The sequence below is a fragment of the Butyricimonas sp. genome (assembly GCF_019423355.1).
GTDB classification, from domain to species: domain Bacteria; phylum Bacteroidota; class Bacteroidia; order Bacteroidales; family Marinifilaceae; genus Butyricimonas; species Butyricimonas faecihominis.
In genome coordinates this window covers 162,655-189,030 of the sequence record NZ_JAHZBP010000010.1, presented here as the reverse complement: position 1 = coordinate 189,030, position 26,376 = coordinate 162,655, and the positions used below count along the sequence as shown (strand labels likewise).

Below are 26,376 nucleotides of genomic sequence, written 5' to 3'. Positions count from 1 at the left end.
TTTTAATATTATTCATACCGGGAATAGTCAACCGAGTAAGAAGGAGCAAGTTGCATATAACTTCCGTCCGAATCCAACTCCGGAGTTCCGGCATCGGCCTGTTCCTGTAAATATTTCTGTACCGCAGTAGCAAAGAAATTGAATCGCCCATACGTAATCTTCGCTCCGGCATACCCGGCACTATTCCAATCTGTAGAACTCACCCCACAAACAGAATTTACAACGATGAATTTTTTCGGTGTCCAAGTCCCAAAGAAACTTCCCCCAAACATAGACCAATAGCTCGGCTCTGTGTACATTTCGCTCAACGAAAAGGCAAACTCATCCCCGTGAATCATTTCTCCCGTGGCCGAATAAGCATTCGTATTTTTGTACTCCGGAAAATAGCATTTAAAATACTCGTTATCCTCCAGACGAATTGCCAAACGCACCGCTTTCTCCATCATATCATCCGTGCGAAAGAAACGGACACGCACGTAAGCCGTACTTTTTCCCGCGGGTACAACTACCGTATCCAAATTCACCTCGTAATGTTTCCCCTCGATAGCTGTCGTACCCTCTTGATCCACTACAACCTTAAAAGGACGATCGTAATCAACCACCTTCCCCATCGTCCGAATTGTCGCGGAAAGCACCACACTCTTCACCGAGGCCTTGGCAGAGGCGAATGAATAAGCCACCGAATCCCCGTAATATTCCGTGGTACTATTATAAATATAACTGGTCACCCGTTGAAAATAAATTCCGCTATCATCCGTAGTAAAGACCGAAATATCTTGCTTTTCACAAGCACAGAAAACAAGCGTCAAGCTTGAAACAAACAATATAATTTTCCATTTCATAATCTTACAATTTAACGATTATCAACTTCTCCGGAAGGCAAGGGTAACACGTAACGTTCTTCCTTAGCTCCATACGTATTGGTATCATACCCATTCTCGTCACTGTTAATATTAATATACAGCCGTTTGTACATGAAGAATATCTGTCCCTCACCGATAAACTCCCGCAAATACTCCGAACGCAAGCGTTTCATGAAATCATCCTCCGAAACAACCGTCAATTCGGGCAATCCTCTCCGGGTACGCATCTGGTTCAGCCATCCATACCGGTCTGACAACACGGGTTCACATTCTGCCGCAATATAATACACCTCGCTCAACCGAATCAACGACATGAAGACTGCATAGAAATATTCCGATTCCTTTGTTCCGCTAGGCTTATCTATCCCCTTGTATTTGATCAAAGAATGCCCGCTCTCCCCCACGCCGGAAGCAACTTGCCACCACGTTTGGAAACGGTAATCCTGTGTCTCTCCTGCGAAAAGACTCGTCCCCACGAAATCTTTTCTAGGGTGCAAGTAATTATTCCCCGCTTGCTCGGCACTGAAATAATTTGTATAAATGTCCACCCGGTCTTTTTTGTAAATCCCGGTCAACACTTCAGTGGAGAACACCCGGTCGGGATTACTTTGGTTTGCCAACAACTTATTCGGGTCCACCGCCGGGAAATGTTCATTCACTTTCGAGTCCGCCAACAGTTTCCGAGCCGCAACCAATGCGTTCGCTTGTTCCCCCGCATACAAGTACACTCTAGCCTTCAACGCCAACACGGCATAATAATTCATTCGTAACTGGCGATAACGTAGATACACCTCCTCGTCTTTTTCAAGAGAAGCCATCGGTCCATTCTCTATTACCGGGTCACTATCCGCCAGTAACTCCTCTGCCTCATCCAAATCCCGCAAAATCTTTTCATGCAGCACGGAATCTGCCGTCATCAACGGTAAAGCAACCACTTTCGACGATTCATTATAAGGAATAGCCTCCGCCTCCGGATGCAATTTATAGATTGGACCAAATAACCGCAACATATCAAAATGCAGGAAAGCACGTACCGCCAACATCTCCCCTTTCAACACCCGATACTCCTGTTCCTGTAACACACCCTCACTCTCGTCAATATTCTCCAACACCACGTTACAATTCAAAATCGTGTTGTAAGCCGTGGTCCATGTACTTTCCAACGTTTTTTTCACGTTCTCGTCCGTGTAAGCAAAGGTACTCAACGCTGTCAAGTACGTGTTCACCGGAAGAGGCTGGTAACGTTTCGAGATCACGTCCACCAGCTCGTAGGAAAGATTCTTCCCGTAAAGAGCCGGGGATGCCATCTTGTTATATATCCCGTTCACCGCGGTATAAAAACCGCCTCTCGTGGCGAATAATTGTTTCTCCGATTGCTTGTCTTTCGGCTGCACGTCCAGAAAACTCGAACACCCTACACCACACACGAGTACAACCCCGATCCAAATGATATTCCATAATTTCATAACCATTCATCTTTAAAAATTAAACGAAAGTCCTGCCTCCATACTCCGGGCAAAAGGATAAGATATACCTCTCTCCGACCGGATGGTCGATGCCCGGAACACGTCACGCATGGAGAATTGTAGTTTCAGGCTACTCAAGCCGAGTTTCTCGATCCACCCGTTGTAAAACTCGTACCCCAGATAGAGAGACTCCAAGGTCAACACGTTCTCCGTCTGCACGAAACGGGAAGACATCGGGGTACTTGCCGCACTGGCAATATCCTTGAAATGCACGATATCCCCCACTTCTTGCCAACGCTCGTACAACGCCCGCTTATCCTGATTCTTGTTCAAGTCACTCCTTGAAATATTTTCCACCTTGTTGTAAAGAGCCTCGTTGAACACGTCAGCCCCCATCTGGTAACGGAAATTCAAGCTCACGGAAAATCCCTTCCAATTGAGCGATGAACCAATCACGCCCTCCACGTCCGGGCGGGTATTCCCGCAAATCACCTCGTCATCATACGAGAAATCGTACGTGTAACTCCCGTCCTTGGCATAAAACAACTCCTTCCCGTTCGAGGGATCAATCCCCGCGGACCTTACCGCCCAAATATCATCCGGGTCGGCCCCGTCATAATACCTCACCGTGTTTTCTCCCTTTCCACTGGCATTCAGAGAGGAAAGCTTGTTCCCGATCTTGTCAATCCGGGTTTTCTGCGTCCGCACGTTCGCCCGTACCATCCACGAGAAGCGTTTCTCGAAATCTTGGAAAATAAAATAGGACACCGATGCCGTCAACCCCTGCGACACCTGTTCTCCCGCATTCGTCATGTAAGTGGATGTTCCGGAAGAAAGCGGTGTACTTACCTTGATCAACAACGGGTCGGTCACCTTGTAATAGTAATCTGCCGTCAACGAAAAGCGTTTATTAAACAACGTCACGTCCAAACCGATATTCTTATCCACCGTGATCTGCCATTCCAGATCGGGATTACCGATTTGTGATAACACGGCTCCCAACCCGAAATAGTTCATCGAACCGTACTGGAAAGAATATGTCAGCAAGGATTGCGCCGAGTCAAAACTCTGGTTTCCCGGGTTTCCTATTGAAGCCCGTAATTTCAACAGGTTAATCCATGCCACGTGATCCATGATGAACTTCTCCTTGTGCAAGTTCCAGCCCAACCCGACCGACCACGTCGTGTTATACTTCCGGGAGGTTCCGAAAACCGATGAACCGCTCGTCCGCAAACTAAAGTCCATCAAGTAGCGATCATCAAAAGAATACCCCGTGTTGAAATAACCATTCACCGAGCGGGACACTGTCTCGTAGTATGTCGGCGTACCATTTTCCGGGTAACCGTTCGAAAAAGAGGGGTAAGAAAAATCACCTTCCGGAAATCCCAAAGCCGAATATCCCTGAGTCAATGATTTATCGCTGGAAAGATTTCCCCCGGCAACCAGATTAATCCTATGTTTTCCCAACACTTTCGCGTACGTCACACTCAATTCCGCCTCCACCTGATTTTTTCGAGTATTTGTTGAACGATATTCCCCTTTCTTGATGGTCTCCACGTCTTCATAGCGGGTATCATTCCGGGAATAGAACTTCTCCGTGTCATCATTCCCGTAAGTCAATCCCAACCGGGCACGTACCCGCCACTCCGTCGTGGGGAAATATTCCGCCATAAAATAATTACTCAAGGCAAGATTCTTTCCCTCGTCCCGGCTATTTTGTTTTGCGTTCCACAGCGGGTTCGAAGCCTTGAAATAGTCGTTATTTTCCAACCACTTGTCCACCGTACCGTCATCATTATACTTCTTGTAGTACGGGTTTGCCTGTGCATACTCGTAGAAAACCACGATCGGGTTCTTGTAATCAGTCGAAGTCAACGAGAATTTATTTGAAAACTGGAATTTCGACATCCGGTAAATCAAATCTATATTACCACTCAGCACGCTCCTGTCGGACTTCTCCATCACCCCGGAAATTCCATTATACCCCGCTCCCAATCCAAACAAGAAATTCCCTTCACCACCCTGCACGTAGAGTGAATGTTTTTGATTCACCCCTACCCGTAAAGGTTCTGCCAGCCAGTACGTGTCCACACCGCTCTCGATCACCTTCAACTTCTCGTTATATAGCTCGTTCAATTTCACCTCGCTAGCCGTTGACCAAGAGGCCGGATCATATCTACCCGCTAATAATTCGAATTCCAACTTTTCCCTTGAATTCATCAAGTTATAACTCGACAAATCGGGCATCGAAATATTCATGTTCCCGTTGTAGCTCACCTGTAACTTCCCCGCTTCCGGTTTCACCGTTTCCACCACGATCACCCCGTTAGCCGCCTTCGAACCGTAAATGGCCGTCGACGCCGCGTCTTTCAAGATCGTGATCGAGGCCACCCGGTTTATATCCAAATCATTAATCGCTGCCAACGTTGACTCAAACCCATCAAGGATAAACAACGGCTGGTTCGGGTCGGCATCTAGCTCGTCCCGTAAACCTAACATACTCGACTTTCCCCGGATTTCCATGTTCGGCAAACGGTTCGGGTCCGACCCGAACTGGTTATCCTCGATAATGGCGAAAGCCGGGTCCAGCGTCTTCAAACTTTGCAGCACGTTCTGCGTACCCATCGTTTTCAACTCGGCAGCCGAGTAAGTGGATGCCGATCCCGTGAAACTTTCCTTCTTACGCGTGAAGATACCCGTCACCACCACGTCTTCCAGTTTCACGTCCTCTTCCCGCAACACGATCGTCAACTCCTTCTGTTCCACGCCCGTTTTCAGCCGGGGAATCTTCACGATCTCGGTCTTCATCCCGATAAAGGAAACTACCAGCGTGGCCGTGTCAGCCGGGATCAATAACTTGAACTTCCCGTCCACGTCCGTGGCCGTTCCCATCGACGTTCCTCCCAAACGTACCGAGACTCCCGGTATAGGCTGTTTCTTCTCGTCCACCACCTTTCCCCTCACCTCCCGGTTTGCCACACGAGTGGAATCCACCGTCCCGGCCCTCGTCAATAGCGGGAAGCCCAACAATAAAATCATAAATAACCGGATTGTCACGATTACCGTTCTTCGATCCGACAGTAACTTTCGCTTAAAAACTTTCCTGTCATAAGTTTTTTTCATAACTTTGATTGTTAATTAATTTATAAAATTGATTTACACAAGGGGGTGATATTCAACGTTTCTCAGGCATAGAATACGCCCCTCTTTCATTTTTCAGTCGCTTTGCGCACCGTGTTTCATGTCCATTATTCCATTTTATTCTTTTCTTTTAACTAAAACAACAACCACTCCACTCTATCGTGTCATGACAATTATGGCATAACAAATTACCTCCTTGTCATTCAAAACAAAGATTTTATAAAAACTGATGAAGAAATACAAAGATCTGAACATTCCCGGCTCACAACACGAATGTTCGTCACGCCGACCTCGTTACAAGTAAATGATGATACCTTTATACCACCCCTTTAATACTAAAAATCAAAAGAATTATCAAAGCCGGACTTCCTCCTTTACACGCAAAGATGCAATTACGATTTGCTCCCATAAGCCTTTTTGTTTAAAGATTAGGACGAAAAGAAACGGTTCCGTCTGTCCCGTTGCATAACACCACTCAACGGCTGTGGGTGCATTAACACTCCACACGGGGGTACGGAACCGCCGTATGGAGTTAACAGGCAAAAAAAATGCCTGCTACACTGTGGCAGGATTCCCCGCCGTTGAGTATGTTATGCATTGCAAATATATAAACATTTTTACAGAAAGCAAATATTCCTTCACAAATTAACAGTCGATAATTATACGATATTGTATATTTTACACTTGAATCACCACGACACATTACAACTTTACATCTAAAAAGTGTATATTTAAAACTTTAAAATGAGATATTCAGTAAATTCAGAGATCAGATGCCGTATCTCTTGTGAAACCTTTCTTTACCGTTGGAATATCCATAATATCTCGGTCTCTTCTTTCCTTGCCTTGATCTTGTCCAGCGAGTAATGTTGTTTCTGGGTACCGAAACTTCCCTTGAGCCTGATGGCTCTCGCCCTGGATAATGTGGAACGAAGTACCTTTCGTTGAGTCTCGTCAGCCGCGGCGGTAACACGCGTGTTTAACAATCACTCTTGGAGTAAATTTTTGTAATTATCAAATAATTTCTTCATTTAAATAACCTATATACACGTAATATAAATACCAAGTATTATCTTACTCCAAAATATTATTTTAAAAGAGTCCGTTTCGTCATTATAACAATATATTCATTACTCATAGTATCTACATTATCTCCACTTTTATTACTCGGACTTGTTTTAGCTGGCATACGTTTATTAGGAATTTCACGTACGATCGTTGTTTTATGCTCAAAGCCACACTTTTCAAACATCTCTGCAGTAAAATAATCTAAAGGAATTTGTATTCCCTTAACCGTACGATTGCCAACAACATAGCATACAACACCTCCTACCCGAACAGTTCGTGCGACATTTTGTATCGATAACCAATAATCATTTAAAAAAGAAACAACATCGTAATAACGTTTGACATCTAAATTTCTAATATCATTCAATTCCTTCTGAATAGAATTAGTCACAAATAATTCTGTATCCGATTTTCCACCTCCCATTAGAATTGAGTCTAGCTTTTGAGCATTTTCATGTCCAAACCATTCATTAGCCCAGCGAGAAAATTGACCATAAGCAACAGTTGTTCTACTATCTCCATACGGAGGAGAAGTTACAACCATATCAACCGAACCATCCGGAAGGATATCTACTGGAATACCATTAGAACTATTAAAATCGCATATCCGAGAAACTGCTGTAGATTGCACAGAATTATATTCTTCAAGCCCACAGATATTTCTAGTAATTTTTTCTTCAAAAAGTCTAAAGACATCTGGATTAAAACTTTTGATTTTTTCTTCAGGCATTCTGTAGCGTTTAAATTCACTATTCCGTGTAAAAGATACCTCTCTAACAACTTCTGAAAGTGCAACTTTAAAAAAATCTGCACAAAGGGTATGCTTTTCAATCAATTGCGATAAATAGGATAGCTTTATTAGACTTTCTTCAGTATACCAATATAAATAATTTGAAATATGCTCAAAGTTACAACTATTAACCTTATCATCTGAATAGAACACTAATTCCGATTGAATAATAGAAAATACTTTCTTTATCTCCGTTATATCATAATGAGTTGTCTTTACTTTCGCCATTAAACGAGCCAAAGGATTCAAATCAGTCCCTATAGAATTAACTCCCAATATAGAAGCCTCAACCAAAGATGTGCCACTTCCCATGTATGGATCCAATAATAACTCGAAACGCCCCTCAGGCTTATATTCTTCCATTAGTGAACGAGCAACTTGTGGTATCATCATTGCAGGGTATATATGATAACAATGAGTATACTCTTTTGTATTTGCATCTCGAAAACTCCATCTATAATCTACTATTCTGTTATACATCACTTTTTAATTTAATCACGCCCTCAATTTGAGTGTAATTATACTATACATACTCTCAAATTGAGGGTATATATAATAACAACAACATCTACTTTTGTACAAAAGTACTAAAAAAGCAGCTTAAAATGAAAAGTGAATATCAAATAGAAATTATAGATAGAATAAGAAAACTCAGAGAGGAAAAAAAATATACGCAAGAGAAATTAGCTTATGCTATTGGACTAAGTCCAGGGCAGATAGGTAATATTGAAAGTCCAAAATTTGTACACAAATATACTCTTGAACATATATACAAAATTTGTAATGAATTTCATATACCTATCGAACATATCTTTTTAGAAGACTCTGATTTTGAAAACAAAGTAAATATCGACATAATCAATTTATTAATATCAAAAATCGTTCAATATGAAAAATGATAAAGAATTCATTATTGACAAATTCAAAGAAGTAAAAAAACTAGGATTTGTACCAAGCCATAGAAAAAATAATACGGGAATAGGAAAAACTTTCGAAGATTATGTCGGAGTTGTAGAAAACAACCTCGATGAGCCGGATTTGGCTGGTTTTGAAATAAAATCTCATAGAGAAGAATCACAATCTTACGTTACATTATTTACCAAGAGTCCAAACTTCCCTCTTAAAGCTAATGCCTATCTTAATAACAAATTTGGCACACCATATGAAAATAACCCAGCACTAAATAGATTACACACATCTATGTTTGCCTCAAGATTTAATACTTCAAAGGAGAAATTCTCGTTCAGATTAATCAATGATCGAAATGTAAGGTTACTTAGAATAGGGATATATGATATTAACACAAAAGCACTAATAGATAGTAATGTTGGATATACATACGACTGTCTTGAAAAGATACTGAACAAAAAATTAAAAAATCTATTTTATGTTAGTGCTGAAAGAAAGTACGAGGACGGTGAAGAAAAATTCTACTTTAATAAAGCTGAAATATATTTTGAACCATCTTTCGAAAAATTTCTTGACCTAATAGATAGGGGGTTAATAATGTACGATATTAGAATTGGAAGTTATAAATCAGGGAAAAACTATGGTAAACCTCACGATCATGGTAGTGGATTCAGAATATTGGAATCTAACTTACGTCTCTTGTTTCTTCGTCATGAAATTATTGAATAACAAATTTTAATCAGAAGTTCTAGTTTTTCTATAGCATCCCCCAATAGATTCTGAATACTACAAAATTATTAGCAAATTGGTCTATACATACGATAAAGAATATCATTAACTATTCAAGGGCATTTTTTTCCACAACACAACCCTTGAATAGTTAATACAAAATCTATCAAGACCAAAAATATCCCTATCTATCATAAATTTGATCCTCTATTTTACGACCCAATGTTAGCATACACCTACATCAGCAAGGGAAATTTCAAGCTTCAAGAGAAGCCGATTCCCCAGATAGAAGATTCACGAGATGCCATCGTTCGTGTCACGCTAAGCAGTATTTGTACCAGCGATTTACACATCAAACACGGAAGTGTACCCCGTGCCATACCGGGAATTACCGTCGGACATGAAATGGTGGGCATTGTAGAACAAACAGGAGCTGACGTGACAACAGTGAAACCCGGAGACCGAGTAACCGTTAACGTGGAAACCTTTTGCGGAGAGTGTTTCTTCTGCAAAAAAGGATTCGTGAACAATTGCACCGACCCTAATGGCGGATGGGCTTTAGGATGTCGCATTGACGGGGGACAAGCCGAATATGTACGTGTCCCCTATGCCGATAGCGAACTGAATCGTATTCCTGATGCGGTTAGCGACGAACAGGCCCTTTTCGTGGGTGATGTCCTTGCCACCGGATTTTGGGCTGCACGTATTTCTGAAATCACGGAAGACGATACTGTATTGATCATCGGGGCCGGACCAACCGGAATATGCACGTTACTTTGTGTAATGCTGAAGAATCCGAAGCGAATCATTATCTGTGAAAAATCCCCCGAAAGGATTCAGTTTGTCAGGGCACACTATCCCGATGTATTGATAACAGAACCGGAAACATGCCAAAAATTCGTCCTTGAGCATAGCGATCATGGTGGGGCCGATGTCGTACTAGAAGTTGCCGGAAGCGATACTACTTTCCGTATGGCATGGGAATGCGCCCGCCCCAACGCTATTGTAACTGTGATTGCCCTCTACGACAAACCGCAACTTTTACCATTACCCGATATGTATGGCAAAAACCTCACATTCAAAACCGGAGGTGTGGATGGTTGCGATTGTACCGAAATCCTTCGTTTGATAGAAGAAGGCAAAATTGATACCACCCCACTCATCACACACCGTTTTCCATTAAACGAAATCGAAGAAGCCTATCATATATTCGAACATAAACTTGGTGGGGTGATAAAGATAGCGATAGGATAAAAACATTCTTCCGCCACCCTTACGCTTACACCCGTCCCTTCATTGTTTCGTTATGTTATTGTTAAGCCTCCGTTACTATAGAACTTCACTTCAACGGTGACATAACGAATACATAACGAACAGACGTAAAGCAATATATTGAGCAACAGACAATACCCCGTAAAGTACAACAAATCTATCCGAGAACAAGAAGAGATCTAACCGAAAAGCTACCCCTCTTTCGAAAACTCCCCAGAGCTTAAACAGAACTCAGATAACAGCGACAGGCGAATCAACGGTTTATCTCTGAATGATCAACGAAAAAGGGTACTGTTCTCTATTAGATTACAAGTGCATTACACCTAATTCTGGTTTAATCAAACCGATATTTCATTCTCTTCGGGAAGACATTTTAAGACATGACAAACGAGAAAGGTAATAACTGGCTGGCCTTGATCAAAAGGGTTCTTTTTTTGCCTATCATGATAACATCAAAATCCGCTTTATAACGTTGAACAATTTCTGCCATCACTTGCCGACAGGCCCCGCACGGAGTAACATTTTCATCCACTTCCACACCATGATCACGGGCTGCAATAGCGATTGCCTTAATCCCCATCTCCGGATAAGCGGAACAAGCATAAAACAATGCGGTCCGCTCAGCGCACAACCCGGAAGGATAAGCAACATTCTCCTGATTAGTACCACAAACGACCTCTCCGTTATTCATCAGCACGGCGGCTCCCACGGCAAAACCGGAATACACGCAATACGCATTTTTCGTGACATCCAAGGCAGCACGACACAATTCCTCGTACCCTTCCGGGTAAGATTCCCGGTACACCGTGTAATCAATCTTCAATTCCGCTTTCTCCATTCTATTTTTTTTCGTAATTTTACCGCCAATATAAAACATTATCGGAAACTATGAGCAAGATTTACGTTATTTTATTTTTGAGTTTTATATGTGTTAACATATGTGGAGCCTCTACGGACAGTCGCAAAGCGTTCATCAAAAAATATAAAAGTATCGCCATCGAAGAGATGGATCGTACGGGAATCCCCGCCAGCATCAAGCTGGCACAAGGAATGTTGGAATCCGGATGCGGAACATCCAAACTGGCGGTCAATGCCAACAACCATTTCGGTATCAAATGCCACAACTGGAACGGGGCCAGTTTCACCATGGACGATGATAAACGAAACGAATGTTTCCGAAAATACAGGAATCCGGAAGAATCATGGGTAGATCACAGTGAATTCTTGCTCACCCGTCCCCGCTATGCCTTTCTGTTCGACCTGCCAAAAACAGATTACAAAAGCTGGGCTAAAGGATTGAAAAAAGCAGGATATGCAACCGCCTCCGATTACGCACAAAAACTCATTAAGATTATCGAGGAAGAAGAGTTATATCAATTCGATCGTCCGGCAAAAAAAGTCCGTCCGATACCCAATGAATTAAACTACAAACTCAGCGAAAGCAAAAACTACCAGAGCCGGGTGGTATATATCAATCGGATTCCTTCTGTAAAAGTGAAAGAAGGGGACACGTTTGAAAGTATCGCCCAGTATTTCAATATTCCGTTGAAGAAATTATTAAAATACAACGATAAAAACGAACTTTCGATCCGTACAGGAATGCACGTGTTCTTGGCAAAGAAAAAGAATAAAGCTCCCAAAGGTTACACGTTCCATAAAACGAAAGCCGGAGACACCATGTACATGATCTCCCAGATATATGGAATCAAGCTCGCCAAATTGTTGCAATATAACTACATGGGAAACGGCGAAAAACCTCAGGTTGGAGAAATGATCTCGTTAAGAGGTCCCGCCCAATTATACTAAAGGAGAAAAATTAAATGAAAAAAAATAACGAGCTATTCTTAAAACAGAATTCAATATTCGGGTGCCTGATCGGGGGCACCTTCATTTTCGCATCTTTGTTATTTATCCTGGCAGGAAAAGGAATCGTGGTAAACGCACAATTCCACAACATCATCATGATGCTAACCATTTTCGGGATATTCATCGGTGTTCGGAAATACAGGGATGAACAGTTGGCAGGTGTCATTTCCTACGGGAAAGCACTGAAAACAGGCATATTCATCCTTTGCATCGCCTCGTTATGCTATGCCGTGTACGTGTTCTTTTTATACACGTTCAACGCAGACTTACTGACCGAATTCAAAAACGTGACAATAAACACACTGAAAATTACCGGCCAGAATTCCCCACTCTTCAAAATGCTCGAAGAAAACGTTGATGTATATTTTGTTCCCGCCAGTATCGCTTTCGGGGAACTATTCAATAGAATCATCGTGGGAACGGCCTTCTCGCTATTTATAGCCGGGTTGGTCAGAAGAAGTAAATTACCGTTTAACCCGCAAGAATTTTAAACATGGATATTTCAGTAGTCGTACCGTTATATAACGAAGAGGAATCGTTACCGGAACTTTCCGCATGGATTGAAAAAGTCATGACAACGAACAATTTTACCTACGAAATTATCATGGTAGATGACGGGAGTAACGACAAGTCATGGAAAGTGATCGAACAACTGTCTGCTAAAGACAATCATGTACGCGGCATTAAATTCCGCCGTAATTACGGGAAATCAGCCGCATTACATTGTGGTTTCGAGGATGCACAAGGAGACGTGGTAATCACCATGGATGCAGACTTGCAGGATAGCCCGGATGAGATTCCTGAACTCTACCGCATGATCACGGAAGAAGATTATGACTTGATTTCCGGCTGGAAAAAGAAAAGATATGACCCGATAACCAAAACACTCCCGACAAAGCTCTTCAACGCTACTGCCCGGAAGTTCTCCGGCATCAAGTTACATGATTTTAATTGCGGGTTAAAGGCTTATAAAAACACGGTAGTGAAGAATATCGAAGTGTACGGGGAGATGCACCGTTACATTCCGATTTTGGCCAAACAGGCCGGATTCACCCGGATCGGGGAAAAGGTGGTTCATCATCAAGCCCGAAAATACGGGGTAACGAAATTCGGGTTGAACCGATTTATTAACGGTTTCCTCGACCTACTTTCCGTAACTTTTATTACCCGGTTCGCTAAAAAACCCATGCACTTATTCGGTGCGCTGGGAACGCTGTTATTTATTATCGGATTTTGTGCCGCCGCTTGGATTGGTATTGAAAAACTGATCGCCGTGGCCCATAACCTGAGAGCCCCTCTGGTAACAAACAATCCTTACTTCTATATCGCTCTGACCTGCATGATCATCGGTTCTCAACTTTTCTTGTCCGGTTTTCTGGCAGAATTAGTTTCCCGAAGTGCCAGCGATCGGAACGTGTACAGGATCGAGAAAAAAATATAAATCACAAAATATTCTAAATTAAAAATGTCCACCTCATTTGAAGTGGACATTTTCAATATAAATATAATCAATTTTCCTCTTATTGTTGAACATTCGGCAATTCCAAACCAAGGCCTTTCACCTTATCAACACGTTTCAGGATTACACCGATAACCAAAGCGGCTCCCCCCAAACAAGCCAACATGACAAGAGGCCAAGTATAGTCATAGGAAACAGCTGCTTGTTCCGGGGTGATCACGTGATTCTTCAAGTCATTTACAACTTGAGGATTCGTGTTATCCAACACTTTACCGATCAATAACGGGAAAAGCCACAAACCGATATTTTGAATCCAGAATATCAATGCATAAGCAGAACCGATCACTCTCTGATCTACCAACTTCGGAACACTCGGCCACAATGAAGCCGGAACCAGCGAGAACGATGCTCCCAGAATTAAAATGGTCACGTATGCAATCAAAACACCTCCGATTGCACTACCTTTAAACAGAGGTAAGATAAATGCAAATGTCAAGTGACACACGATCAACAAGATTGAACCGAACATCAACATGGTAGCAGCCTTACCTTTATTGTCAACCACTTTACCAAGAATCGGCGTGATACCCACTGCCAACAACGGGAATACGGCAAAAATAGTCTCTGCCGACTGACGCATATAACCCATGTAGCAGAAAATAATCAAACCTATTACAGAGATAGCTAGCAACAAAGTTTTCAATGCCTTCTTGCTTGTAAAATTAAATGCAAATGCAGTGGCTGCAACAACCAGCATGATACAATATTGAATAATTGTCACAGTATTCCCAGCCCAGAAAGAACCTTCGGCAGGAGGAGTAAATGTCAAATTACATTGTAGCATGTTAACCGCATATTTCTGGAACGGGAAAATAGCCGAGTAATACAATACACAAAGTAATGCAACCAACCAGAAACCTCCACTGGACAGGATTTTCCCAATATCTTTAATTTTAAAGGGCTCATCTTTTTCTTCAGCCTCTCCGGTCTGTGCATCCAATTTTTTATCCATGAAGAAATAAACAATGAACATGATCAATGCAATCATCAATAGAACCACACCAAAAGCAACAGAACGAGAAACATCAACTTGCCCACCAAGTTTCGCGAAGAACGGAGAGAAAATCATACAAGTAGCAACTCCCAAACGAGCCAATGCCATTTCGGACCCCATTGCCAAAGCGATTTCACGTCCCTTGAACCATTTCACGATACCGCGAGAAACCGTGATACCTGCCATTTCCACACCGCAGCCAAAGATCATGAAACCAACCGCAGCCAGTTTAGCAGATGCAGGCATCCCCTGATAGAATGGGGAGATTCCCAACTCGTCAAAACCCGGAATATAATTCAAATTGTTCGTAAACCATGCTTCCAACCCGCTTCCCTTAAAGCCTTCTGCAACAGCATACCATTTAATAACCGCACCGATTAACATTACACCACCTGATAAAAGAGCCGTAAAACGAACACCCATTTTATCCAGAATGATACCGGCAAAAATTAAAAAGAATACAAATACATTCAAGAATGTTTCAGAACCTTGCATTGTTCCAAATGCCAACGAATCCCAACCACGTTCCGACTGCATCAAATCTTTAATCGGTGATAAAATGTCCATAAATATGTATGAACAAAACATGGCTAATGCCAGCAACAATAAAGCGGCCCACCGAACGGCTGCATTGTCTCTAAGAGTAAGCTTTTCTGTCATTTGAATTTATTTTTTATAGAAATGAAGAAAATAAACAATGTTTTCCTATAACCACGCACCTTTACCTCTTCACATCTAAGTAAATAATTTATTTTGCAACAAAAATAGTATTTATTTTTAATAGAGAATCATTGTTATTCTTTAAAAATACGGGAAATCCAAAATAAAAGGGAACTGCCGGATTTCAGCCCAGAATTACTGAATATCAAGGGACTTTCCCCCGTACAAACATTTTCCCGCAAAAAGTGCTTTCTGAAGAAAGCACTTTTTGCGGGAAAATGTTGTCTACAGAAAGCATTTTTCTTTATCTTTGTTTTACGGCACGCCTTCCAAGAAGAGTGATTTTATAGCTAGAAGCGGTTCCTATAGCTAATTTTTTACTAAAGATTATTACAAATGACTTTATTCATACATCATGGAAAATAGAATAACAAAACTTTTCAATATAAAATACCCGATCATTCAAGGAGGTATGGTATGGTGTAGCGGCTGGCGCCTAGCCTCCGCAGTAAGTAACAACGGGGGATTAGGATTACTAGGAGCTGGCTCCATGCACCCGGAAGTACTGGTGGAACATATCCGGAAGATGAAAGAGGCCACGGATAAACCGTGGGGGATCAATGTCCCGTTACTTTACCCGGAAATTGACCGGCTTATGAATATCATCATCCAAGAAGGTGTTAAAATTGTGTTCACCTCTGCCGGAAGCCCGAAAAAATGGACTCCCCTGTTAAAGTCGCATGGTATCACTGTGGTACACGTGATCAGTAGTGCCCTGTTCGCAAAGAAATGTGAAGAGGCAGGAGTAGATGCGGTTGTCGCAGAAGGTTTTGAAGCCGGGGGACATAACGGACGGGAAGAAACAACCACGCTCACCTTGATTCCCAATGTAGTGGAATCCTGTTCCCTCCCTGTTATTGCCGCAGGAGGAATATCCTCAGGAAAATCCGTGGCAGCCGCCATGACTCTCGGAGCGGAAGGAGTACAAATCGGAACCCGTTTTGCCGTTGCCGCAGAATCTTCCGCCCATCCGACATTCAAACAACGGGTATTTGACACGGAAGAAGGTGGCACCATGTTGGCATTAAAAAAACTCGCCCCCACTCGTCTGATTAAAAACGACTTCTTCAATCAGGTAAAAGCACTGGAAGACGCCGGAGCTGAGGCCGCCCAATTAACCGAACTTCTAGGTAAAGGACGGGCTAAGAAAGGAATCTTCGAAGGTGACATGACGGAAGGCGAGTTAGAAATCGGACAAATCGCATCCATGTTGCACAAAGAAGAAACCGTGGCTGAAATTATGGAAGATATTATCGCTGATTTCAACAAAACAACAAGCAAATTGGGCGATCTGAAACTGTGAAAATGAATTTACATTTATGATAAAATTTACACGCCACACCCTAGACAATGGCTTAACAATGATTTGTAACACGGATACCAGTACTCCATTTGTATCCGTGAACATCCTTTATAAAGTAGGTGCCCGGGACGAAGATCCCAATCGCACGGGCTTTGCCCATCTTTTTGAACATTTAATGTTCGGGGGATCCAAACACATCGCGGATTACGATTATCACGTTCAGAAAGCGGGCGGAGATAGTAATGCTTTCACGAATAACGACTACACGAATTATTACATCACGATTCCGGCTCCCAATATCGAAACGGCCTTGTGGCTAGAATCAGACCGGATGCTAGCACTCGATTTTTCCCAAAAATCACTTGACGTTCAACGCAACGTGGTCATTGAAGAATTCAAACAGCGCTACTTCAATAATCCTTACGGGGACATTTGGTTGAAATTACGTCCATTAGCCTATAAGGTACATCCGTATCAGTGGCCTACTATCGGGAAAAACATTGACCATATCGCAGGGGCATCCCTAGAAGAGGTGGAAGACTTCTTTCATCGTTTCTATGCCCCGGATAATGCCATACTAAGTATCAGCGGTAATATTACCGACGAGAAAGCCCTTGAACTCGTGAAAAAATGGTTCGGGGACATTCCTCCCGCCCGTTATAAGAGAAAAGCATTACCCATGGAACCGCAACAAACCGAAGAGCGTCGCCTCGTATGCGAGCATAACAAAGTTCCGGCAGATGCAATCTATAAAGTATACCACATGGGCGACCGCCGATCGGATAATTTCTACACGTGCGACACGATCTCGGACATATTATCCAACGGTCAATCCTCCCGCTTGTACATCAACCTCATTAAAAACGGGAAATTATTCTCGGAAGTAGACGCTTATATCACCGGGGACATGGATCCGGGATTATTCATTTTCTCCGGGAAACTCTCGGAAGGAGTAGCGATAGAAGAGGCTGAAGCCGCCATCCAAAACGAGATTGACCATTTTATCGAAGACCCGATTTCTGAACGGGAACTCCAAAAGGTAATCAACAAAACTGAAGCCCGAATCTCTTACAGCGAGATCAATTATCAAGGAAAATCAGCCAACTTGGCGTTTTTTGACTATCTGGGAGATATTAACTTGATTAATTCGGAGTGTACCCGATACGCAGAAGTATCTCTTGATTCGATAAAACAGACCGCCCGAGAATTATTCTCCGCACAGAATTGCTCTACCTTGTGGTATCTTAAAGACAAATAATTGTTATTTTTATGAATAGGAATATAGAACCGTCCATCACTGAAATCTCCCGTCCATCGCTGTGGGGGCATCAACAAATCACGCTTCCCAATGGAATCGAAATCGTGTACCTTCACGATCCCAATCAAGAGGTTTTCAAGATGGACGTGGTACTCTCAGCCGGGATTTACAACCAATCCCGTCCGGTTATCGCATCAAGCATGATTAACATGCTCAACGAGGGAACCCGTCAACATACCTCTGCTGAAATTGCAGAGTTGTTTGATTATCATGGAGCATACGTGGATTTCAATTGCGGTATGCACAAAGCTGAATTAAGCCTGATTTCGCTTAATAAATACGCCTCGCAAACCATTCGTATGCTGGCAGAAATGACGCTTGAAAGTACATTCCCGCAAAAAGAGCTGGAAACGTATATCCGTAATCGAAAACAGCAACATCTGGTAAACATAGAAAAGACCTCTTACCTTGCCCGGATGGAATTCATCTACCGTATGTATGGGAAGGAACATCCTTATGCAAACTGTTTCGCACTGGAAGATTTCGACCAAGTGACACCGGAATTATTACATGATTTCTACCGGGAAAGAGTGCAGGCATCACAATGCAGAATCATGATTTGCGGGAATGTCAGTGATACCGTTTTACAAGAAGTAAGCCAAGCCTTTTCGCCCATGAGCAGTAACCCACTACCACCGGATAAAGTTTATACCATGCGACCAAGCAGCCCCGGTAAATATCATGTCTCGAAACCCGATGCCGTGCAAACCAGCATTCGCATCGGAAAAAGCGGGGTAACCTTATTGGATGAAGACTACACGTATTTCCAGCTTTTGAACATGGTACTCGGCGGCTATTTCGGTTCCCGCCTGATGTCGAACATCCGGGAAGAAAAAGGGTACACTTATGGCATCGGCTCATACAACGTTACCATGCCGCAAGCCGCCCACTGGATGATCGCAACAGATGTCAATACCGAGGCAACCGAGGCCACGATAACAGAATGTATAAAAGAGATTCGTCGTTTACAGGAAGAACTCGTTCCCGAAGAAGAATTAAGCCTCGTGAAGAGTTATTTTAACGGGGAGTTGTTACGAGAACTAGACGGCGTTTTCTCCCAGTCCGATGCCTTGAAACACAAACTCAATTACGGGCAAGATAACACGTTCTATCTCCGGGCTATCGACAAGATCCGTTCCTGTACCCCCGAAGACATTATGCGTCTGGCACAAAAATACTTGACCGTGGACGATATGTATATCGTGACAGCTGGGAAAAATTGAAACCTCCCCTATCCACTCCATGAAGTCATTTTAGGTGTGGATAGGGGAGGTCGCCCTTGAACGCCTCTCGGGAGTATTTTATTGCAACATGAAATTTATCGGGATCGTGTAGGAAACCCTCACGGGCTTACCTTTCTGAATTCCAGGTCGCCATCGAGGCATTTCCTGAATTATCCGACACGCCTCATAATCCAAAGAAGGATAAACGGGACGAAGAATTTTTATTTCCGACACGCTCCCGTCTTTCTCTATAATAAATTGTACGTAGACTTTCCCTTGAATCTTCATTTCCAAGGCATCTTTCGGATATTTTATATTCCGCACGATATACATTTCCACCCCCTCGCCTACAAATTGCGGCATTCTCTCCTCGATATATTCCTCGTCAGTCAACACCACTTGCATCTCCTTGTCAATCTTTGCACGAACCTCTTTATCCATCTTGCCCAAAAGAGAAACCACGAGTTTCGTCCCTTTCTTAACCGCCAGCGAGAATTTCCCGTCCACCCCGGTATATATTCTCTCGTTCGAGTTTTTCACCATGACACAAGCCCCGCATAAGGGCTGTTTATTCTTATTTACCACCATCCCTTTCGCCACGAACTTCACCGAATCCTTTTCTGCCGCTTGCAGACAAGTAGTTAAAAACAAAATTCCCAACATGGAAAAAAACGGGATACACCAATCCCATTTCATCTTTAAACCTCTTTTCCCCTTTGTAGTCATAACGAACCTTTTTAATAATTAATAAATCCGCCAAAAACAAGCTCAAGCCACACACCTACTTCAACCTGTTTCTATACCTTCACACTATTTTTCAAAGATATTAAAATAATTTACAAATCTCCCATTTTACATCATATATAATGCAAAATAGGAGATTTATATACAACAAAAGGTTTGTATCTTTACAACTACTGCAATTGGAAATTAATCGGAACGGTATATTCAACACTGACAGGCTTTCCTCTCTGTGTACCCGGCTTCCAGTTTGGCATCAACTGCAGGACACGTATGGCCTCTCGATCCAACAAAGGATCCACTCTCCTTGCAATCTTAAAATCTACAGGCTCCCCGTCTTTATTGATGACAAAAGTCACGAAAACTTTTCCTGTAATATTCTTTTTCATCGCTTCAAAAGGGTAACGGATTCTTTTTGCCAAAAATTTCATCACGTTACCATCTTCACCCACGAATTTAGGCATATCCTCTACAATTTGGAAAACCTCTTCATCCTTATCACCTTTTTCTTTATATCCTACAACCACTAGCTCATCCAACACAACCGGTTCTGTTGTCATTTTTATCCGCATTTTTTTGGCATTCTTCACGGGAAGAAATTGATTTGCCTTTCCAACGTAAGAGAAAATAAGCACGGTTTCCGGTTTTACAGTAATCGAAAATTCTCCCTTATCATCCGTCATCGTCCCAATACCTGTCCCCTTTATTATGACACTTGCTCCAACAAGAGGCTGGTCATTAGTGTCAACAACAATTCCTTTGGCAACTATAGAATCCTGCCCCGTAACGCCCATTACATTTTCATTCACTTGCACGATTGCTTGCACATTACTGGATAAAATCAACAGTCCTGCAATCGGAACAAGCAAGGCATATTTGATTAACCCCATTCTGGAGGTTCTTTTTTTATTCATCATCATAATACGTTTTTTTAATGGTGACACATTAAATTTATTTACTATTTGAGCTGCAGCCGAAGGATGGGATAAACGGAGAAGGTGATATTGGTAAGCCTTACGGTCAAAACCGGAGTGAACAACACACTTATCCGCCAAAAATTCAAGATTACGACGAATCTCGCGTTTCAGTAACCACATGGCGGGATTCATCCAAAAGAAAGCACATAAAATTTCGGAAACCATCACGTCCAACGAATGATACTGTTCCGCATGAATCCGCTCGTGAGTGATAATCTCTTGCATATCATCAGAATTGTATAACGATGGACTTACAAATATCCATTTAAAAAAAGAAAACGGTGTAATCTTCCCCGATAACGTAATCACCGAAGTCGAACAACAGCACGCCCTTTTCCCTTTATAGACTAGCTGAACGATTGAAACCAATTGAATAACAATCCGACCGAGTAAAAGTGTTACGATACCCCAATAGCAAAACCTTAGAATATCCCAGACGCCCACTGATACTTGATGTCCTTCCGGGAACACGCTTACTTCTGGAAGTAAATTGGGTACGTATTGAACAACCGCTTGTTGAATAGCCATCTTTTGTTCTTCTTCGAATGAAAATGCAACCAAAGGATAAATAAATGATACACCCAATATTGTCCATAAACAAAATCTCCGGATGACAAAGAAGGTATCCTGACTAAATAGTAGCCGATAAAAAAGATAAAACACGACCAGCGCAATATTTACCTTTATCAAATAAATGAACGCCCCATCCATAATTGTATATTTTATTGTTTCTCTATTAGCTTGATGATCTCTTCGAGATCTTTTGCCGAGATCTTTTGCTCTTTAGCAAAGAACGTCACCATCTCCTTGTAAGAATTTTCAAAATAATTACGTACCACCCCGGACATGAATTTCGTTTTATATTCACTTTCATCCATGACGGGAATATACTCGTAAATATTTCCATGTTTCTTACTGGTCAAGAATCCTTTTTTCTCCAAGTTCTTCACGATAGAAGCGACCGTCGTGTAAGGCGGCCTCGGTTCTTCCATCCGATTCAAAAAATCTTTTATCACGCCACTTTTCACCTGCCAGATGATCAACATTACCTCTTCTTCCTGATGTGTCAATTTTTCCATACGAACTATTTGTTTACGATTCTTTCGCAAATCTACGAAAATTTCGTAACAATACAAACTTTTCGTAGAAAATATATTTATAACATTTTCGATCACCTCACGTATCGTACTTGAAAAAGGAAAATATGAAAAGAATTACATTCATCTTTTTAATTGGAATACTGTTTGTTACAACAAGTCAAGCTCAGAATAAAAAAGAAACTCGTTTCGAAAAAGAGTTTCAGAAAACACTGGCACTGGTGAATAGCGATCAATTCACTGTTAAGTTCTACATTGCGACCCCCACCGTACAAACACTTTTCACACCGCCGGGGGCAGGTGCCAACATTGACATTAACCCACAAAATTGTTATCTAAGCATAAATGACTCCTTGGTAACGACACAACTTCCTTATTTCGGCAGAGCTACATGGACATCAAATTCACACTTAGATTCAGTTTCCTTCAACACGGTATTATTCAGTCGCACGGTAAAAATTTACCAAGATGGAAAAAAGAAAGCGATTGCCTATCAAATAACCGTTCGCTCCAACCAAGATATTTGTTATCTGAACATGGATATTCAATATGACGGAACTTGCTATCTATATTTTAGTGACCGTAAGCGAGCTCCTATCAGTTATGTCGGGCAAATAACTCCCTTAGATTCTACTATGCAAAAAAGATATAAGCCATCACCAAAGCAGCAATAATACCCGCAAAATCGGCAATCAATCCACAAGGTATCGCGTAACGTGTATTTTTAATCCCCACCGCACCAAAATATACGGCTATTATATAAAATGTCGTATCTGTAGCCCCTTGAAAAGTTGATGCCAATCGCCCGGCGAAAGAATCTGCCCCGAACGTATTCATGGTATCAATCATCAGCCCCCGCGCCCCACTTCCACTAAGCGGTTTCATCAAGGCCGTAGGCAAAGCCGGTATAAAATCAGCATCTAATCCACAAACCAGACACAAACGTTCCAATCCACTCATCAACATATCCATCGCTCCCGCTGCCCGAAACACTCCAACCGCTACAAGAATAGCTACTAAATAAGGAATAATCTTTATCGCAACAGAAAAACCCTCTTTTGCACCATCAATAAAAGCGTCGTACACATTTATTTTACGCCAAGCCCCCATGGCAATAAAAGCCGTGATGATCGAGAAAAGAATAACATTGCTCGCCACCGTGGAAATCGTCGTAATCGTCTCCTTATCCAACCCGGAAAAATACCAGATTAAACCACCCACGGCCAAAGTTCCCCCTATCAAATAAGCCATGACAACCCGGTTAAACAGGTTCAACCGTTGATATACCGCCACGGCAATCAGCCCGGCTAACGTGGACACGTAAGTTGCCAACAAGATCGGAATAAATATATCAGCCGGATTCGCTGCCCCCATCTGCGCCCGATACACCATAACGGAAACCGGGATAATCGTCAATCCGGAAGTATTCAGCACCAGAAACATAATCTGCGCATTGGAAGCCCGATCTTTATGAGGATTCACCTCCTGCATCTGTTGCATCGCTTTCAATCCCACGGGAGTGGCTGCATTATCCAACCCGAGCATATTTGCCGCAATATTCATCATGATCGAACCGTATGCCGGACTATCCGGCGGCAATTCCGGGAACAACTTCCGGAAAAAAGGACTGATCAACCATGACATCACTTTCACGGCCCCTCCCCGTTCTCCAATTTTCATGATCCCCATCCACAAGGTCAATACTCCCGTTAAACCTAGCGAGATCTCAAACCCCGTTTTGGACATATCAAAGGTGGCCTTCACGATGGCAGAAAAAACTTCTGTATCACCCATGAAGATCAATTTACAAAGCGCCACGATAAATGCCGCACCAAAAAAGAAAATCCAGATATAATTGAGAACCATAAAATCAATTGAAAATGCAAAATTGAAAATTGAAAATTGAAAATTGAAATCATCTTTCATTTTCAATTTTCAATTCTCAACTTTCAATTATTTAATGTTTTGCTTTACACGCTTTTATCGTGTTTTGCAACAAAGTCACGATAGTCATCGGTCCCACACCACCGGGAACCGGGGTAATATATGAACATTTAGGAGCCACGTGGTCATAATCCACGTCACCGACCAATTTCCAGCCATTCTTTGCAGTTTCCGAAGGAATACGATGAATCCCGACATCCACCACAACAGCTCCCTCTTTCACCATATCTTCTTTCAGAAAATGCGGAACACCAATCGCCACGATCAAAATATCCGCCTGCCGAGTAATATCTTTCAAATTCGCCGTTCTACTATGACATAATGTAACGGTACAATTGGCATTCTTGGCTTTCCGGGACATCAATACGGCCATGGGGGTTCCCACGATATTACTTCTTCCGACAACAACACAATGCTTGCCTTCTGTCGGGATATTATAACGGGTCAGCAATTCCACAATACCCGCCGGGGTTGCTGGCAAATAGGTTGGTAATCCTAACACCATGCGACCCACGTTACAAGGATGGAAACCATCCACATCCTTATCCGGATGAATACGGTTCAAAACTTTCTCTTCGGAAATATGTTTCGGGAGAGGTAACTGCACAATAAACCCATCCACATCGGGGTCCTCGTTCAACTTATCAATGACTGCCAACAACTGCTCTTCAGTGATGTCATCACCATAACGCAATTCTGAACTTTTCATCCCTACCGCCTGACAGGCCTTCACTTTACTAGCAACGTACGTTTCGCTAGCCCCGTCATTTCCTACAAGTACAGCAACCAAATGCGGAACCTTTTTCCCTTCTGCCACGAAAGCAGCGATTTCATCTGCAAGCTCTTGCTTTACCTGTGCTGAAATTTTTTTACCGTCAATAATTTCCATCTAATCAATTTTAAATTTTAGATTTCAAATTTTAAATTTCACATGAACATTCACGTGAAATCTAAAATTACAATTTTATCTATTTGATTTTAAATCTTAAACCTCAAATTCAAACCTGATAAAAGGATTAAATCTAAAATCTAAAATTTAAAATCTAAAATCTTTAGCGTCTCTTCATCGGGGCATTCCCCATCATCTTACCGCCCTTGGATAACATTCGCATCATCTTTTTGGATTCATCGAACTGTTTCAACAAGCGATTTACATCTTGAATAGTGGTACCGCTACCGGATGCAATACGTTTACGACGAGAACCGTTGATTAGTTCCGGATTCTCCCGCTCTTCCGGGGTCATCGAGTAAATGATAGCCTCAACTCCTTTAAACGCATCATCATCAATATCCACATCTTTCAATGCTTTACCCACACCCGGGATCATGGATGCCAGATCTTTTATGTTACCCATCTTTTTGATCTGCTGAATCTGGCTCAAGAAGTCATTAAAATTAAACTGATTCTTGGCGATCTTTTTCTGTAACTTCTTCGCCTCCTCCGCGTCAAATTGCTCCTGAGCTTTTTCAACCAAAGAAACAATATCACCCATACCCAAGATACGGTCAGCCATACGTTCGGGATGGAACACATCAAGAGCCTCCAGTTTTTCACCCGTACCGACAAATTTAATTGGCTTACTCACCACGGTACGAATAGACAATGCCGCACCACCACGGGTATCACCATCCAGCTTGGTCAGGATCACACCATCAAAGTTCAGACGATCGTTAAATTCCTTCGCCGTGTTCACGGCATCCTGTCCGGTCATGGCATCCACCACGAAAAGGGTCTCTTCCGGATCGATTGCTTTCTTGATGGCAGCAATTTCATTCATCATCTGCTCGTCAATAGCCAAACGTCCCGCAGTATCGACAATCACGACATCTTTACCCGTAGCCCGAGCCTCTTTCACGGCATTCAAGGCAATTTTCACAGGATCATTGTTTCCTTCCTCGCTATACACGGGTACCCCGATCTGCTCTCCAAGCACTTTTAACTGCTCGATAGCTGCCGGACGATAAACGTCACAGGCTACTAACAAAGGATGTTTTCCCCGCTTTGTCTTCAGCAAATTAGCCAGTTTACCAGAAAATGTTGTTTTACCGGAACCTTGCAGACCCGACATCAAGATAACAGCCGGATTACCTTTTATATTAATATCGACATGGGTCCCTCCCATCAACTGGATCAATTCATCGTGAACAATCTTCACCATCATCTGACCCGGTTTCACGGCCGTCAGCACGTTCATCCCCAATGCCTTTTCTTTTACCGTGTTGGTAAACTCTTTCGCGATCTTATAGTTTACGTCGGCATCCAACAATGAACGTCTCACCTCTTTAAGCGTTTCGGCCACGTTGATCTCGGTGATCTTTCCCTGTCCTTTTAAAATCTTAAACGATTTTTCTAACCTCTCCGATAGATTCTCAAACATAATTTATCAATTGAAATTCGAAAATTGAAATTACAATGCACTCGCATCTAATCTTCAA

22 protein-coding genes and 1 pseudogene are annotated in these 26,376 nt (G+C 42.3%); 10 read left to right on the top strand and 13 right to left on the bottom strand.

Annotated elements, in window-relative coordinates; all coding sequences use genetic code 11:
• Positions 1-8: 8 nt before the first annotated feature.
• From QVC79_RS14180 to QVC79_RS14160, 5 genes and pseudogenes are all read right to left on the bottom strand, one after another.
• Positions 9-842 (bottom strand): DUF4843 domain-containing protein, encoded by an 834-nt coding sequence (locus QVC79_RS14180; protein ID WP_270592644.1) that lies wholly within the window; start codon positions 840-842, stop codon positions 9-11.
• 11 nt (positions 843-853) lie between these two features.
• Complete coding sequence (locus QVC79_RS14175; RefSeq protein WP_270592643.1) at positions 854-2,329, bottom strand: RagB/SusD family nutrient uptake outer membrane protein; 1,476 nt, start codon at positions 2,327-2,329, stop codon at positions 854-856.
• Between the two features lie 12 nt (positions 2,330-2,341).
• Positions 2,342-5,452: a SusC/RagA family TonB-linked outer membrane protein gene (locus tag QVC79_RS14170; RefSeq protein WP_287642500.1), complete on the bottom strand. Its 3,111-nt coding sequence runs from the start codon at positions 5,450-5,452 to the stop codon at positions 2,342-2,344.
• An 827-nt stretch (positions 5,453-6,279) separates the two neighbouring features.
• A pseudogene (locus QVC79_RS14165) lies at positions 6,280-6,435 on the bottom strand (DDE transposase); the annotation flags it as partial.
• A 122-nt stretch (positions 6,436-6,557) separates the two neighbouring features.
• Positions 6,558-7,808 (bottom strand): TRM11 family methyltransferase, encoded by a 1,251-nt coding sequence (locus QVC79_RS14160; RefSeq protein ID WP_270592640.1) that lies wholly within the window; start codon positions 7,806-7,808, stop codon positions 6,558-6,560.
• 125 nt (positions 7,809-7,933) lie between these two features.
• On the opposite strand from QVC79_RS14160, the gene QVC79_RS14155 reads away from it, so the two are divergent.
• The 3 genes from QVC79_RS14155 to QVC79_RS14145 all read left to right on the top strand — a co-directional run bounded on the left by QVC79_RS14155 (position 7,934) and on the right by QVC79_RS14145 (position 10,220).
• The gene (locus QVC79_RS14155) at positions 7,934-8,227 is read left to right on the top strand and encodes a helix-turn-helix domain-containing protein (RefSeq protein ID WP_270592639.1); all 294 of its coding nucleotides are present in this window, start codon (positions 7,934-7,936) and stop codon (positions 8,225-8,227) included.
• Positions 8,217-8,966: an MvaI/BcnI family restriction endonuclease gene (locus tag QVC79_RS14150; protein WP_270592636.1), complete on the top strand. Its 750-nt coding sequence runs from the start codon at positions 8,217-8,219 to the stop codon at positions 8,964-8,966. The genes QVC79_RS14155 and QVC79_RS14150 overlap by 11 nt, the downstream gene beginning before the upstream one ends.
• Before the next feature lie 222 nt (positions 8,967-9,188).
• Entirely contained in the window at positions 9,189-10,220 is a 1,032-nt protein-coding gene (locus QVC79_RS14145; protein WP_270592635.1) for an alcohol dehydrogenase, read from the top strand.
• A gap of 391 nt (positions 10,221-10,611) precedes the next feature.
• On the opposite strand, the gene QVC79_RS14140 is transcribed toward QVC79_RS14145, so the two are convergent.
• Positions 10,612-11,076, bottom strand: coding sequence for a cytidine deaminase (locus QVC79_RS14140; protein ID WP_229782912.1), 465 nt, complete (start codon positions 11,074-11,076; stop codon positions 10,612-10,614).
• Between the two features lie 50 nt (positions 11,077-11,126).
• On the opposite strand from QVC79_RS14140, the gene QVC79_RS14135 reads away from it, so the two are divergent.
• The 3 genes from QVC79_RS14135 to QVC79_RS14125 are packed head-to-tail and all read left to right on the top strand — an operon-like array spanning position 11,127 to position 13,545.
• Positions 11,127-12,044, top strand: a complete 918-nt coding sequence (locus QVC79_RS14135; protein WP_270592634.1) for a glucosaminidase domain-containing protein — start codon at positions 11,127-11,129, stop codon at positions 12,042-12,044.
• Between the two features lie 14 nt (positions 12,045-12,058).
• Complete coding sequence (locus tag QVC79_RS14130; protein ID WP_270592633.1) at positions 12,059-12,595, top strand: DUF4199 domain-containing protein; 537 nt, start codon at positions 12,059-12,061, stop codon at positions 12,593-12,595.
• Positions 12,596-12,597: 2 nt separating this feature from the next.
• Positions 12,598-13,545, top strand: coding sequence for a glycosyltransferase family 2 protein (locus QVC79_RS14125; protein WP_270592632.1), 948 nt, complete (start codon positions 12,598-12,600; stop codon positions 13,543-13,545).
• A gap of 79 nt (positions 13,546-13,624) precedes the next feature.
• On the opposite strand, the gene QVC79_RS14120 is transcribed toward QVC79_RS14125, so the two are convergent.
• The gene (locus tag QVC79_RS14120; protein WP_270592631.1) at positions 13,625-15,277 is read right to left on the bottom strand and encodes an MFS transporter; all 1,653 of its coding nucleotides are present in this window, start codon (positions 15,275-15,277) and stop codon (positions 13,625-13,627) included.
• 415 nt (positions 15,278-15,692) lie between these two features.
• On the opposite strand from QVC79_RS14120, the gene QVC79_RS14115 reads away from it, so the two are divergent.
• From QVC79_RS14115 to QVC79_RS14105, 3 genes are read left to right on the top strand one after another with little or no spacing between them, the layout of a single operon-like run.
• The gene (locus QVC79_RS14115) at positions 15,693-16,640 is read left to right on the top strand and encodes an NAD(P)H-dependent flavin oxidoreductase (RefSeq protein ID WP_270592630.1); all 948 of its coding nucleotides are present in this window, start codon (positions 15,693-15,695) and stop codon (positions 16,638-16,640) included.
• Positions 16,641-16,656: 16 nt separating this feature from the next.
• Positions 16,657-17,898 (top strand): M16 family metallopeptidase, encoded by a 1,242-nt coding sequence (locus QVC79_RS14110; RefSeq protein ID WP_270592629.1) that lies wholly within the window; start codon positions 16,657-16,659, stop codon positions 17,896-17,898.
• A gap of 11 nt (positions 17,899-17,909) precedes the next feature.
• A complete protein-coding gene (locus QVC79_RS14105) occupies positions 17,910-19,181 on the top strand; it encodes a M16 family metallopeptidase (protein WP_270592628.1) in 1,272 nt (423 codons plus the stop codon).
• A 78-nt stretch (positions 19,182-19,259) separates the two neighbouring features.
• On the opposite strand, the gene QVC79_RS14100 is transcribed toward QVC79_RS14105, so the two are convergent.
• The 3 genes from QVC79_RS14100 to QVC79_RS14090 form a co-directional block, all read right to left on the bottom strand.
• Complete coding sequence (locus tag QVC79_RS14100) at positions 19,260-19,907, bottom strand: energy transducer TonB (protein ID WP_151412134.1); 648 nt, start codon at positions 19,905-19,907, stop codon at positions 19,260-19,262.
• 188 nt (positions 19,908-20,095) lie between these two features.
• Positions 20,096-21,610 carry a M56 family metallopeptidase gene (locus tag QVC79_RS14095; RefSeq protein ID WP_270592627.1) on the bottom strand — a complete coding sequence of 505 codons (1,515 nt, stop codon included), beginning with the start codon at positions 21,608-21,610 and terminating at the stop codon, positions 20,096-20,098.
• 11 nt (positions 21,611-21,621) lie between these two features.
• The gene (locus tag QVC79_RS14090) at positions 21,622-21,978 is read right to left on the bottom strand and encodes a BlaI/MecI/CopY family transcriptional regulator (RefSeq protein ID WP_087421074.1); all 357 of its coding nucleotides are present in this window, start codon (positions 21,976-21,978) and stop codon (positions 21,622-21,624) included.
• A gap of 125 nt (positions 21,979-22,103) precedes the next feature.
• Here QVC79_RS14090 and QVC79_RS14085 point away from each other — a divergent pair, with 125 nt between their 5' ends.
• The gene (locus tag QVC79_RS14085; protein WP_270592626.1) at positions 22,104-22,670 is read left to right on the top strand and encodes a DUF4251 domain-containing protein; all 567 of its coding nucleotides are present in this window, start codon (positions 22,104-22,106) and stop codon (positions 22,668-22,670) included.
• On the opposite strand, the gene QVC79_RS14080 is transcribed toward QVC79_RS14085, so the two are convergent.
• The 3 genes from QVC79_RS14080 to ffh all read right to left on the bottom strand — a co-directional run bounded on the left by QVC79_RS14080 (position 22,630) and on the right by ffh (position 26,318).
• Positions 22,630-23,862: a spore maturation protein gene (locus QVC79_RS14080; RefSeq protein WP_270592625.1), complete on the bottom strand. Its 1,233-nt coding sequence runs from the start codon at positions 23,860-23,862 to the stop codon at positions 22,630-22,632. The two genes, QVC79_RS14085 and QVC79_RS14080, sit on opposite strands and share 41 nt — an antisense overlap.
• 91 nt (positions 23,863-23,953) lie before the next feature.
• Entirely contained in the window at positions 23,954-24,829 is an 876-nt protein-coding gene (folD, locus tag QVC79_RS14075; RefSeq protein WP_087421071.1) for a bifunctional methylenetetrahydrofolate dehydrogenase/methenyltetrahydrofolate cyclohydrolase FolD, read from the bottom strand.
• 163 nt (positions 24,830-24,992) lie between these two features.
• Positions 24,993-26,318, bottom strand: a complete 1,326-nt coding sequence (gene ffh, locus QVC79_RS14070) for a signal recognition particle protein (RefSeq protein WP_087421070.1) — start codon at positions 26,316-26,318, stop codon at positions 24,993-24,995.
• Positions 26,319-26,376: the final 58 nt, after the last annotated feature.

Coding starts and splice junctions, on each gene's coding strand:
- QVC79_RS14080 (WP_270592625.1), bottom strand. CDS start 23,862: ATGGTTCTCAATTATATCTGGATTTTCTTTTTTGGTGCGGCATTTATC.
- QVC79_RS14175 (WP_270592643.1), bottom strand. CDS start 2,329: ATGAAATTATGGAATATCATTTGGATCGGGGTTGTACTCGTGTGTGGT.
- QVC79_RS14095 (WP_270592627.1), bottom strand. CDS start 21,610: ATGGATGGGGCGTTCATTTATTTGATAAAGGTAAATATTGCGCTGGTC.
- ffh (WP_087421070.1), bottom strand. CDS start 26,318: ATGTTTGAGAATCTATCGGAGAGGTTAGAAAAATCGTTTAAGATTTTA.
- QVC79_RS14155 (WP_270592639.1), top strand. CDS start 7,934: ATGAAAAGTGAATATCAAATAGAAATTATAGATAGAATAAGAAAACTC.
- QVC79_RS14105 (WP_270592628.1), top strand. CDS start 17,910: ATGAATAGGAATATAGAACCGTCCATCACTGAAATCTCCCGTCCATCG.
- QVC79_RS14110 (WP_270592629.1), top strand. CDS start 16,657: ATGATAAAATTTACACGCCACACCCTAGACAATGGCTTAACAATGATT.
- QVC79_RS14130 (WP_270592633.1), top strand. CDS start 12,059: ATGAAAAAAAATAACGAGCTATTCTTAAAACAGAATTCAATATTCGGG.
- QVC79_RS14100 (WP_151412134.1), bottom strand. CDS start 19,907: ATGACTACAAAGGGGAAAAGAGGTTTAAAGATGAAATGGGATTGGTGT.
- QVC79_RS14145 (WP_270592635.1), top strand. CDS start 9,189: ATGTTAGCATACACCTACATCAGCAAGGGAAATTTCAAGCTTCAAGAG.
- QVC79_RS14170 (WP_287642500.1), bottom strand. CDS start 5,452: ATGAAAAAAACTTATGACAGGAAAGTTTTTAAGCGAAAGTTACTGTCG.
- QVC79_RS14135 (WP_270592634.1), top strand. CDS start 11,127: ATGAGCAAGATTTACGTTATTTTATTTTTGAGTTTTATATGTGTTAAC.
- folD (WP_087421071.1), bottom strand. CDS start 24,829: ATGGAAATTATTGACGGTAAAAAAATTTCAGCACAGGTAAAGCAAGAG.
- QVC79_RS14090 (WP_087421074.1), bottom strand. CDS start 21,978: ATGGAAAAATTGACACATCAGGAAGAAGAGGTAATGTTGATCATCTGG.
- QVC79_RS14115 (WP_270592630.1), top strand. CDS start 15,693: ATGGAAAATAGAATAACAAAACTTTTCAATATAAAATACCCGATCATT.
- QVC79_RS14150 (WP_270592636.1), top strand. CDS start 8,217: ATGAAAAATGATAAAGAATTCATTATTGACAAATTCAAAGAAGTAAAA.
- QVC79_RS14125 (WP_270592632.1), top strand. CDS start 12,598: ATGGATATTTCAGTAGTCGTACCGTTATATAACGAAGAGGAATCGTTA.
- QVC79_RS14120 (WP_270592631.1), bottom strand. CDS start 15,277: ATGACAGAAAAGCTTACTCTTAGAGACAATGCAGCCGTTCGGTGGGCC.
- QVC79_RS14140 (WP_229782912.1), bottom strand. CDS start 11,076: ATGGAGAAAGCGGAATTGAAGATTGATTACACGGTGTACCGGGAATCT.
- QVC79_RS14160 (WP_270592640.1), bottom strand. CDS start 7,808: ATGTATAACAGAATAGTAGATTATAGATGGAGTTTTCGAGATGCAAAT.
- QVC79_RS14180 (WP_270592644.1), bottom strand. CDS start 842: ATGAAATGGAAAATTATATTGTTTGTTTCAAGCTTGACGCTTGTTTTC.
- QVC79_RS14085 (WP_270592626.1), top strand. CDS start 22,104: ATGAAAAGAATTACATTCATCTTTTTAATTGGAATACTGTTTGTTACA.